Below are 11,006 nucleotides of genomic sequence, written 5' to 3'. Positions count from 1 at the left end.
TGGGGGAAAGGCTTTTTTGCAAAGGTCTCAACCTACCTGTTCACAGCCTGTATTGCCGTTTTTGCTTGTTAACTTGGCTTTAGCCGATTCTGCATCAGTACATTTATAGGCATTGCCCAAACTATCCATCCAAACGGAAAGTTTGTAATCAGTACCGGTTTTTGGAGTGGCAAAAAGATAATAAGCCCTGCTATTTTTAGCGTCCTTATTTTTCATTTCACCGCTGAAGTCGTATTTGGCAGCGACCTCGGGCGCAGCTTTGTAGGTCTTAACCAATCCCGTATCTCCCTCAATTTCATCTTTTATTTTAAGGGTAGGATTTTTGACTAATTCGGTTTTTAAGGCATTGTTAATAGCAAGCAGTTCCGTATGTGCTTGGGATTGGTAGCCACGTTCGATGTATCGGATATAGGAAGGGTAAGCGATGGTACTGAGGATGCCAATAATGGCAACAACAATCAGCATCTCAACCAGCGTAAACCCTTGAGATTTAGTGATAGACGTATTCATGATTTTATCTATTTATTTTATTCGTTGGCCACATAAGATTGTAGTATAACCACCGTATTTTCGTTTTTTCCCCATGCTTTGGCGGTAACGCGGTAAATGGTACGGTTGTCGGTAGGATTGGTGCTTAGGTATTCGATGATATAACGCGCATCTTTTTTCGCACCACTATTTACACCTGGATATTTTATTCCATTCACATCAATGCATTTTGTTTTCTTTCTATTTTCAGAATTAAAGCACTTATCATCCTCTCGAATCCATGCCTCAACGCTTGAAGTACCGTTGACAGTAATTGTTCCTGCTGCAGTCGCGTAGGTATTTTTACTAACCTGCGCCGCTTTACATAGACCATCAGCACAATCATCAGTAAATGGTTTTTTACCGTCTTCGATTTCATAAATGTGGTTCTCACCTTCACGCAATGCTGCTTCCGCAAGTGTGGTAGCAAATTTATGGTCGGCGTCATTTGTACTGATACGCTGCTCGGTATTATAGGACTGGGTTGCGGTAACGACGAGCAAGGCGATGACGATCATGATCATCAGGACAATGAATAATGCGAAGCCTGTTTGTGCAGAGGCTTTAGCAGGATGGTTTAAAGTAATCGGTCTGCGCATTTGTTTCCTCCGCGTACAGTCGCGTTAATTCGATAGATTTGGACTTCATTTTTATCATTGTTTTTGCCTACATTGATACTGTTACCTCCGTTCAACAGGATCTCGATGGAGGCAGGTGTTTCTTTATTGGAAAATTCTTTAGTATATTTGAATTTTTCGTCTTTTTCCTGACTTGTTCCCTGATTTTGTGCATTTCCAGCAGTGGTGGGGGTAGGGGCTGATGCGGCTTCACTTCCTTCAAAGGTCTCAGGGCATTCTTCAGTATAAAAGTAATGGATGTCCATATTTTTTATTCCCTTAATCAGCAACTGCGGATTACTCCATGTACCGTTGTCAGCCAGTTGGAAACGGTACAAACCTTCTTGCCCATCTACTGTACCAACAGCGTAAGCATTTACCTCATGTTTCATGATTGAGATATTGCCTGCTTGGGAACTATCTGACTTTAAAGCTGCTTTACCATCGGTGATTTTCGTTCCTGGCTTGGTAATGTTAGTACAATTGCTGGCAACTGCAGTTTCTGCAGGCGGATCTTGGGCATCTATGCCGTATTGGAAAATCAGTGCTTTTCCACTCGGTGTAAAGTCCTTTAAGCCTAAAGAGTCTGTTTCTCTGACAGCGGGAAGTATTGATCCAGTACCCTTGAGTTTGAATAAATCTGCGGAACCGAAATCTTGAATAACGACTTGGTCATCGAAGCCTGACATATTGAAACAGCCAAAGTTACCAGCCATACGGGCATCACGCACGATTTGGTTGGATGCATTACGCAAATCCTGTTGGACGTTTAGACGGGAGGTTGCAGCGGTGTTTAGGCTTCGGGCGGTAAAATAGCCTGAGCTGACGGCCAGCAGGACTATCATGCTTAATGCGCTTGCCACAAGGAATTCAATCAGGCTGAAGCCCTGCATACCTGTTTTGACCGGAATGTGTGGGCGGTTTTTATTATTCATTATCTTTCCCTTACGCGTACTTGGTAGGTGTAAACAATAGAGTCTTCGGATTTTTTAATGCCACTTGCCGCTTTATCGCTTTCTGCATCTTTAAGCCATAACACTTTAATAACAGTATCAGCATCTGCCTTTTTGTCACAATGAGAATTAAATGATCCATCGTAAGTAGGCTCTTCATTAGAACTGTCTCGGCAGATTTCATAATGAAATTCGGATTCAGGTAAAGCAGCACGCAAGGCTTGATCGAATTGTGCGATCTGTGCTTTTGCTAAACTTTTTTTGCTCATGCTGGTTGTGGGATCTAATTTTTCGTTTTTGGGATTATCACTAGAGCCGGCAGTAATGTAATAATCAATGTATGTTTTACAAAATCCACGCTGACCATTGTTACGAGTGCATTCTTCCAGCCTTGGATTAATCAGCATACCTTCAACTAAGTTTTGAGTGAGTTGGGATACGATAGTTTGCCCTTCCGCTTCGCGTACGCTGGAAACGGTACGCAACTGGATGGCGAGCAGGGCGAGTACGCCGATTGCGAGGACGAACATGGCGACCAAGACTTCAATTAAAGTCATACCTGCTTGGTTTGGTTTGGAAAAATCTGAATAACGGGTTTTGGCGAAACTTGCTTTACTCGTTTTCAGACGACCTTTTGTATGTAATGTTATGTATTTCATAGGATGGTATTTTTATTTTTTGGGTTCGGGACTTTGAGATTCTGAATATTGGCAAAGGGGTCGCGAATCTGATTTGGCGCAGATTTCGACGCGACCGCTGCTGTCGATAAGGACGATACTGGCGCGGGATTTTTTGGTTTCTTCGGTCGTTGCGGCTTTATCAGTCATACTAATCTTGATATAACCATCGGCGTATTTGAAAGTTGTTGATTTATCGATTGTTTTAGAGGCGGTATAGCCGAATGTGCCGTTGGGCATAAATGACCAAAATACGGCCTCACCGTCATCGGCATTATCTTTTCCAAATGCGACGTGTTGGAATGTATGGGAAACTTTGGCAGGGTCGGTACCGTTGAGGACTATGGAGCGCAGAGAAATATCGCTTGTGTCATTCTCATAGGCTTTGTCTCGGTTTTTATCGGCATAGGCGAGCAGGCCGCTGCTTTTTTGGCTGCTGTCGCATTTGCCGTCAGCCAGGCCGTGTTTTCTAACTTTTACGGGACAGACATAGACAGGGAGATTGAGGCGGACTGCTTCGGCTCGCGCGAAGCGCAAGAGGTTTGCCACCTGCTCTGCCTGACTGGCAGCGCGGCGGGAGGCAATCCATTCGCTCATATTGGGAAGGGCGATAGTGGCCATGATGGCGGTAATAGCGATCACGACCAACAATTCGATTAAGGTAAAACCTTTTTGTTGTGCGTACATGAGTGGTAAAAACGTCTGGAGTTAAGTAATGTGTTTTATCATCCGGCTTAGAATATTTTTATCGCCGGAATTATGCGGTTTGGTTCATTTTAAACGATATTGGGATGGATTGCCTAATAAAATATGAAATTTGCTTGGTTTTCAGGCTGATTTGTCTCAATCTTCCATCAATGCGGATTCGGGTATGTAGGCTGCATTATCGAATTTGGTAAATTGCCCCATCCAAGTAAGGAATACTTTCCCGACGGGACCGTTACGGTGTTTGCCGATAATACATTCTGCGATGCCTTTCATGGGCGATTCTTGGTTATAGTATTCGTCGCGGTACATAAACATAATCAGGTCGGCGTCCTGCTCGATGGCACCGGATTCCCGCAAGTCGGACATCATTGGGCGCTTGTCGGTACGCTGCTCTACGGTACGGCTCAACTGCGACAAAGCAATAACAGGAACTTGCAACTCCTTCGCCAAGGCTTTGAGGGAGCGCGAAATTTCGCCGAGTTCTGAGGCGCGGTTGTCCGAGCGGCCTGAACCTGCCATCAATTGCAGGTAGTCAATCACGATTAAGCCCAATTTTCCGTTGAACTGGCGCGCAAGACGACGGGCGCGGGCGCGCAATTCGAGCGCGGTCAAGCCCGGTGTTTCGTCAATATACATAGGCGCATCGGAAAGCTTGACTACTGCTTCGTTCAGACGACCCCAGTGTTCATCTTCCAATCTGCCTGTTTTCAAGACGCTCTGATCAAGCCTGCCCACCGAACCCAGCATACGCATCACCAGTTGCGCGCCGCCCATCTCCATCGAAAATACGGCGACAGGCAGCTTGCCCTCTACGGCAACATGTTCCGCGATATTGATGGAAAAGGCAGTTTTACCCATAGAGGGACGACCTGCCACAATAATCAAATCACCGGGCTGGAGACCTGAGGTTTTTTTATCCAAGTCGATAAACCCTGTTGACACACCGGTAACTTCATCCGGATTATCGCGTGAATAAAGCATGTCGATGCGCTCGACTACTTCCTTCAAAAGCGCAGGCATTTCGAGAAAACCTTGTTTGGATTTAGCCGTACTTTCCGCAATTTGGAATACCTTGTTTTCCGCTTCATCCAAAAGCTGCCCCGCATCCCTGCCTTGCGGATTGTAGGCACTACGGGCAATTTCGGTACCGACTTCGGCAAGCTGGCGCATGATAGAACGCTCGCGCACGATTTCGGCATAGCGGCGGATATTCGCAGCAGACGGCGTGTTTTGCGCCAAGGTAATCAGATAATTGAACCCGCCCGCCGCCTCTAGTTCTTCGTTACGCTCCAAACTCTCCTGAACGGTAATCACGTCGGCAGGACGACTTTCGTTAATCAGATTGGCGATGGCGCGGAAAATCAGGCGGTGTTCGTGTCGGTAGAAGTCTTCACCGGTAACCACATCGGCGATTCTGTCCCAAGCCGAATTCTCGAGCAAAAGACCGCCCAAAACGGATTGCTCCGCCTCCATAGAATGCGGCGGCAGCGACAACGCGCTGACTTCGCGGTCTTCAGACGACATATCGGGATAATCGTTCATGGCGGCAATCCTAAATGAATGGAAATTGGAATCTGCTATTATAGCGCAGCGCAAGTTTAATTGGTTTTCCTGATTTAAAGCAGGTAAAATAACGATGCTGTCCGGTTTATCCCGAGCAGCGGACACTACCAAAATACAATCATATAAAATAATTTAGGAGCACTAAAATGGAACATAAGCTGCCACAACTGCCTTATGAACTGGACGCATTGTCCCCACATCTGAGCAAAGAGACTTTGGAGTTCCACTACGGCAAACACCATCAAACCTACATCACCAATCTGAACAATCAAATCAAAGGTACCGAATTTGAAAACCTGCCTTTGGAAGAGATTGTAAAAAAATCTTCAGGCGGCGTGTTCAACAACGCAGCGCAAACTTGGAACCATACCTTCTACTGGCTGGGTTTCACGCCTAAAGGTCAAGGCAACCCTTCCGGCGAACTGGCCGCCGCCATCGACGCCAAATGGGGCAGCTTCGAGAAGTTCCAAGAAGCATTCTCCGCTTGCGCGGCAGGTACTTTCGGTTCCGGTTGGGCATGGCTGGTGAAAACCCCTGCCGGCGAATTGGATTTGGTTTCCACTTCCAACGCGACAACTCCGCTGACCACTGAAAACACTCCGCTGCTGACCTGTGACGTATGGGAACACGCCTACTACATCGACTACCGCAACAGCCGCCCCAACTACCTGAAAGGTTTCTGGGAAATCGTCAACTGGGACGAAGTCGCCAAACGCTTTGCTGCTTAAATAATCGGTTGATATGAAAAGGTCGTCTGAAAACTTGGATTTGGGTTTTCAGGCGACCTTTTGTTGTTGCTTATGATTTCCCCGATATTTTAGAAATATTGGAAATGGCTGAAACTTCAGAAACTTGGATTAGTTTCTGGCAATAAGATGAATGGCAGCGCAAGTTTGGTAACACGATATATGCCCGCTTATTTCCATCATAGGCAACCGAAGTAGATGCAATTTGTTTAAACACTTTATAAACGGATTTTAAAAAATAAACGTCGTCTGAAAGATACAGTCTTTCAGACGACGTTGATGTTTCAGACATTGATTAAAACGGCGTGATTAAGCCAAGCCTTTTTTCTCCAGATAGCTTTCGTAATCGCCCAGATAGTGTTCGTAGCCGCCCTTGCCGTCCAGCTCGATAATCTGGGTGGCGAGCGAGGAGACGAACTGGCGGTCGTGCGATACGAAAATCAGCGTGCCGTTGTATTTTTCCAGCGCCATGTTCAGCGATTCGATGCTTTCCATGTCCATGTGGTTGGTGGGTTCGTCCATAATCAGTACATTGGGTTTCAACAGCAGAAGTTTGCCGTAGAGCATACGGCCTTTTTCGCCGCCGGAGAGAACCTGCACTTTTTTCACCACGTCGTTGCTGCCGAAGAGCAAACGCCCCAAAGTGCCGCGGATGACCTGTTCGTCGTCGCCTTCCTGCCCCCATTGGCGCATCCATTCGCTCAGGTTCATATCGACATCGAAGTCGTTTTCATGGTCTTGCGGATAATAGCCGACGTTGGCTTTTTCCGCCCATTTGATGGTGCCTGCGTCGGGGGTGAGGCCGTCTGAATATTCGGGGTTGAACGCACCGGCGAGGAGTTTCAGCAGGGTGGATTTACCTGCGCCGTTGGGACCGATGATGGCGAGTCGCTGGCCGGCTTCGAGGATGAAGCTCAGGTTTTTAAACAACTGGGTTTCAAAGCGTTTGGCCAAATTTTCGACTTCCACCGCCTGACGGTGCAGCTTGGCTTTTTCATCGGCTTCAAAGCGGATATAAGGGTTTTGGCGGGTAGAAGGTTTGACTTCGACCATCTCGGCTTTGATTTTGTCAGCCTGTTTCAGACGACTGGTTGCCTGACGGGCTTTGGATTTGTTGGCGGAGAAGCGGGCGACGAACTCTTGCAGCTCTTGCAGTTTCTCTTTTGCCTTGGCGTTGTCTTTCAGGGCGCGTTCGCGTGATTGAGCGGAAGCGAGCATGTAGTCGTCGTAGTTGCCCGGGTAGATGGTGATGGTGTTGTAGTCCAAATCCGCCATGTGGGTGCAAACTTCGTTCAAGAAGTGACGGTCGTGCGAGATGATAATCATGGTGGAGTCGTATTGGTTCAACACGCCTTCCAGCCAGCGGATGGTGTTGATGTCCAAGTTGTTGGTCGGCTCGTCAAGCAAGAGAACATCGGGTTTGGAGAACAGGGCTTGTGCCAGCAATACGCGCAGCTTGAAGCCAGGGGCGACTTCCGCCATGGTCGCATTGTGCAAATCTTCGGAAATGCCCACGCCGCTCAACAGTTCGGCGGCGCGCGCTTCGGCGGTGTAGCCGTCGTATTCGGCGAACTTGGCTTCCAGTTCGGCGGCTTTCATGTAGTCGTCTTCGGTGGCTTCGGGGTTGGCGTAAATCGCGTCGCGTTCGGTCATCGCCGCCCACATTTCGGTATGCCCCATCATCACCACGTCCAGCACGCGCATGTCTTCGTAGGCAAACTGGTCTTGGCGCAATTTACCCAGCCGCACGCCGTTTTCAATCGCGACTTCGCCCGCAGTCTGTTCCAAATCGCCGCCGAGGATTTTCATGAAGGTGGATTTGCCCGAACCGTTCGCGCCGATCAAGCCGTAGCGGTTGCCTTCGCCGAACTTGACGGATACGTTTTCAAACAGCGGCTTCGCGCCGAACTGCATGGTAATGCCGTTGGTAGAAATCATTATTGGTAAAACCTTTATAAATATAGATAAACAGGGTGTTATAATCGCCGGCGATTGTAGCATATTTTGTATAGGTCGTCTGAAACGGGGCGGAGGAAATGGAAACCGAAAAAATCTATTACGCCGTGATTATTCTGTTGTGCGCCGCATCCATGCTGCTCAGTCCGTTTTTCTACATCCGCCGCACACGTTCAGGCGCAGAATTACGCCACGCACCTCGGCAATGGAAGCCGATTATTATTGCGAATTTGGTGATGATCATTGCTTTGGTGGCATGGTGGATATGGTTTTGATGATTTGATGAAAGGTATAAGAATGAATAAATTGATTTTAAGCACATTACTGCTCGCATTTTCCGTCGTAGCAACGGCATCCCCCGTATTTGAATGTATCGACAAATCAGGGCGTAAAACCTATACGCAGACCGGCGGCAAAAACTGCAAACCGGGCAATATCGGCAGACCTTCGGTTTATACCTCCGCCGCACCGTCCGCACACTCGGCATCAGCAAACGCTGCTTCAGGAAAAGCTCCATCCGAACAAATGCCACCTCCACCAGCCAGCGCAATACCCGGCTCATCTTCAGCGCAAAACGAATTGGCTCAGGCACAGAAAAATCTGGAAGAGGGCAAACAGGTCCGTTATGGCAACGAGCGAAACTACGCCCGCTATCAAGAACGGATTAAAGGTTTGGAGAATCAAGTGAAAGCCGCGCAGGAACGGGTTAATGCGGCAAACAGTATGGGTGGTGAAGGTGAGATGATGCCCGAGTATTGATAGAGAAAAAGATGTCAATAAAAAGGTCGTCTGAAAAACCGTTTCGTTTATTTTCAGACGACCTTTCAATCGGAGGGGCAGGCGCAGCTTTCCGAGTATCGCGGTTAACTGTGCTATTATGTCGATATAAATATTCCGTCCGAAACGCTTATGAACGATGCAGACGATTATTTGGGCAAGATGCCTTTTTTTATTGTATTCCTCGACCCGCTGCACACGGATTTCCACAGCAGCGGCAAGCCTCTGAACGAATACATCGCCCGTCATCCGCTGATGCACGACAAGTTGCACCGCCCCGCTTTTGCCGCCAAAGTGTTGGAAATGGCGGCAAACAGCAGCAATATGCGTGTTTTTGTCCGCAAAGCAGATGCGCTGATTAAGCATCCGCTGCATTATATTGTCCGTAACGGCGTTTTCCGAACCGAAGAGCAGATGTGGGCGTTTATCAATTCGCCCGAAAACATCGCCGCCGTCAAACAACCCTAAAAGGCCGTACCCCCATGCTTTTGTTTATTGATAACTATGACAGTTTCACCTACAACATCGTCCAATATTTTGCCGAACTCGGTCAGGAAGTCGTCGTCCGCCGCAACGACGATATTACGCTCGAAGAAATCGAAGCTTTGAAACCGCAATATCTCGTTATCGGGCCGGGTCCTTGTTCGCCGAAAGAGGCGGGCATTTCGGTCGCTGCCATGCGCCATTTCGCCGGTAAGCTGCCGATTATGGGCGTGTGCCTCGGGCATCAGACGATAGGCGAAGCGTTCGGCGGGGATGTGGTGCGGGCAAAAACGCTGATGCATGGAAAAGTTTCGCCCGTGTTCCATTTGAACAAAGGCATGTTTAAAGATTTGCCCGATCCCATTACCTGCACGCGTTATCACAGCCTTGTCATCGCCCGCGATACGCTGCCCGATTGCTTGGAAGTAACCGCATGGACGGAGGATCAGGAAATCATGGGCGTGCGGCACAAGGAATACGCCATTGAAGGCGTGCAGTTCCACCCCGAAGCCCTGTTGACCGAACACGGACACGATATGTTGAAAAACTTTTTGGAAGAATTTAAAGACTTCCAAGCGTCCGCTGCTTAAACCAAACGTCGTCTGAAAACTTTCAGACGACGTTTGACGTAAAAATACCCGTAAAAAGGATTGAACCATGATTACACCGCAACAAGCCATCGAACGCTTAATCAGCAACAACGAATTGTTTTACGACGAAATGACCGACCTGATGCGCCAGATTATGAGCGGACAGGTGCCGCCCGAACAAATCGCCGCCATCTTGACCGGATTGCGGATTAAAGTCGAGACCGTATCGGAAATCACCGCCGCCGCCGCCGTCATGCGCGAATTTGCCGCCAAAGTGCCACTGGAAAATTCAGACGACCTCGTCGATATTGTCGGCACGGGCGGGGACGGTGCAAAAACCTTCAATATTTCGACGACTTCGATGTTTGTCGCGGCGGCGGCAGGCGCGAAAGTTGCCAAACACGGCGGGCGCTCCGTTTCCTCGTCCAGCGGCGCGGCGGACGTGATGGAGCAGATGGGCGCGGTATTGAACATTACGCCTGAGCAAGTCGCCGAAAGCATCCGTCAAACAGGCTTGGGCTTTATGTTCGCCCAAAACCACCACAGCGCGATGCGCCACGTCGCGCCCGTGCGCCGTTCACTCGGGTTTAGAAGTATTTTCAATATCTTGGGACCGCTGACCAACCCTGCCGGCGCGCCAAACCAGCTCTTGGGCGTGTTCCACATTGATTTATGCGGCATCCTGTCGCGCGTATTGAAACAGCTTGGTTCCAAACACGTTTTGGTCGTGTGCGGCGAAGGCGGTTTGGACGAAATCACGCTGACGGGCAAAACCCGCGTTGCCGAGCTGAAAGACGGAGAAATCCGCGAATACGACATCAGCCCCGCCGATTTCGGTATCGAAATCCGCCGCGATTTGGACGAAATCAAAGTCGCCAACGCGCAAGAGTCTTTGGAAAAAATGGATGAAGTGTTGAGCGGCAAACATGGCGCGGCACGCGACATCGTCCTGCTCAACGCCGCCGCCGCGCTCTATGCCGGCAATGTCGTGCCTTCGTTGGCGGACGGTGTCAAAGCCGCCGAAGCAGCCATCGATTCAGGCAAGGCAAAAGCGAAAAAAGAAGAATTTGTCCGCTTTACGCAGCAATTTGCCAAAGAGTAAGCAAAGGTCGTCTGAAAACGGGAAGCCAGTTTTCAGACGATTTTTTATAGCAACTCTCGAATATTCGGATATTGATAAGGCGTTTATTTATGTTGATGCTTCCTTCAAATCGTCTGAAACCGTTTTTTCAGACGACCCATATCCTCTTAAATCAGATTTAACTATCGGATTTTAATGATAATTGGGAATGTGGTTGCATTGAAGGCGGGGGCGGTTTGTTATATAGTGAAATAAAAAAACAGACCGGATGATTGAGTCGGGGCGTTTTGCGTGCTTTATATAGTGGATTAACTTTAAACCAGTACG

Annotated in this window: 13 protein-coding genes; 6 read left to right on the top strand and 7 right to left on the bottom strand. The window is 48.5% G+C overall.

The genetic code is table 11. From position 1 onward, the window contains the following. Positions 1-27: 27 nt before the first annotated feature. From HMPREF3066_RS10060 to dnaB, 6 genes are all read right to left on the bottom strand, one after another. Positions 28-510 carry a PilX family type IV pilin gene (locus HMPREF3066_RS10060; protein ID WP_070442647.1) on the bottom strand — a complete coding sequence of 161 codons (483 nt, stop codon included), beginning with the start codon at positions 508-510 and terminating at the stop codon, positions 28-30. Between the two features lie 17 nt (positions 511-527). Then, positions 528-1,127: a pilus assembly PilX family protein gene (locus HMPREF3066_RS10055; RefSeq protein ID WP_070442645.1), complete on the bottom strand. Its 600-nt coding sequence runs from the start codon at positions 1,125-1,127 to the stop codon at positions 528-530. After that, positions 1,106-2,080, bottom strand: a complete 975-nt coding sequence (locus HMPREF3066_RS10050; protein ID WP_049226248.1) for a PilW family protein — start codon at positions 2,078-2,080, stop codon at positions 1,106-1,108. The genes HMPREF3066_RS10055 and HMPREF3066_RS10050 overlap by 22 nt, the downstream gene beginning before the upstream one ends. Next, positions 2,080-2,757, bottom strand: a complete 678-nt coding sequence (gene pilV / locus HMPREF3066_RS10045) for a type IV pilus modification protein PilV (RefSeq protein WP_210385716.1) — start codon at positions 2,755-2,757, stop codon at positions 2,080-2,082. Before pilV ends, HMPREF3066_RS10050 begins: the two co-directional genes overlap by 1 nt. Before the next feature lie 12 nt (positions 2,758-2,769). After that, complete coding sequence (locus HMPREF3066_RS10040) at positions 2,770-3,462, bottom strand: GspH/FimT family pseudopilin (protein WP_045075174.1); 693 nt, start codon at positions 3,460-3,462, stop codon at positions 2,770-2,772. 156 nt (positions 3,463-3,618) lie between these two features. Continuing rightward, positions 3,619-5,025 carry a replicative DNA helicase gene (gene dnaB / locus HMPREF3066_RS10035; protein ID WP_049226246.1) on the bottom strand — a complete coding sequence of 469 codons (1,407 nt, stop codon included), beginning with the start codon at positions 5,023-5,025 and terminating at the stop codon, positions 3,619-3,621. Between the two features lie 167 nt (positions 5,026-5,192). Between dnaB and HMPREF3066_RS10030 the strand changes: the two genes are divergently transcribed. After that, positions 5,193-5,774: a superoxide dismutase gene (locus HMPREF3066_RS10030; RefSeq protein ID WP_070442642.1), complete on the top strand. Its 582-nt coding sequence runs from the start codon at positions 5,193-5,195 to the stop codon at positions 5,772-5,774. Between the two features lie 327 nt (positions 5,775-6,101). Here the strand turns inward: HMPREF3066_RS10030 and HMPREF3066_RS10025 are convergent, their stop codons facing one another. Next, entirely contained in the window at positions 6,102-7,730 is a 1,629-nt protein-coding gene (locus HMPREF3066_RS10025; RefSeq protein WP_039405020.1) for an ABC-F family ATPase, read from the bottom strand. Between the two features lie 98 nt (positions 7,731-7,828). Between HMPREF3066_RS10025 and HMPREF3066_RS10020 the strand changes: the two genes are divergently transcribed. The 5 genes from HMPREF3066_RS10020 (at position 7,829) to trpD (ending at position 10,700) form a co-directional block, all read left to right on the top strand. Then, positions 7,829-8,023 (top strand): hypothetical protein, encoded by a 195-nt coding sequence (locus HMPREF3066_RS10020; protein WP_039405018.1) that lies wholly within the window; start codon positions 7,829-7,831, stop codon positions 8,021-8,023. 22 nt (positions 8,024-8,045) lie between these two features. Then, positions 8,046-8,507, top strand: a complete 462-nt coding sequence (locus HMPREF3066_RS10015) for a DUF4124 domain-containing protein (protein WP_049226244.1) — start codon at positions 8,046-8,048, stop codon at positions 8,505-8,507. Positions 8,508-8,657: 150 nt separating this feature from the next. Further along, entirely contained in the window at positions 8,658-8,993 is a 336-nt protein-coding gene (locus HMPREF3066_RS10010; RefSeq protein WP_003767144.1) for a hypothetical protein, read from the top strand. A 14-nt stretch (positions 8,994-9,007) separates the two neighbouring features. Continuing rightward, on the top strand, positions 9,008-9,598 hold the full coding sequence (locus HMPREF3066_RS10005; RefSeq protein WP_045075185.1) for an aminodeoxychorismate/anthranilate synthase component II: 591 nt from the start codon (positions 9,008-9,010) through the stop codon (positions 9,596-9,598). Between the two features lie 67 nt (positions 9,599-9,665). Next, complete coding sequence (gene trpD / locus HMPREF3066_RS10000) at positions 9,666-10,700, top strand: anthranilate phosphoribosyltransferase (protein ID WP_039405010.1); 1,035 nt, start codon at positions 9,666-9,668, stop codon at positions 10,698-10,700. Positions 10,701-11,006 lie beyond the last annotated feature (306 nt).

The organism is Neisseria sp. HMSC03D10 (genome assembly GCF_001807625.1).
Lineage (GTDB): Bacteria > Pseudomonadota > Gammaproteobacteria > Burkholderiales > Neisseriaceae > Neisseria > Neisseria mucosa.
The sequence above is the reverse complement of the archived record's forward strand: the minus strand, read 5'-3'. Positions and strand labels throughout refer to the sequence as shown.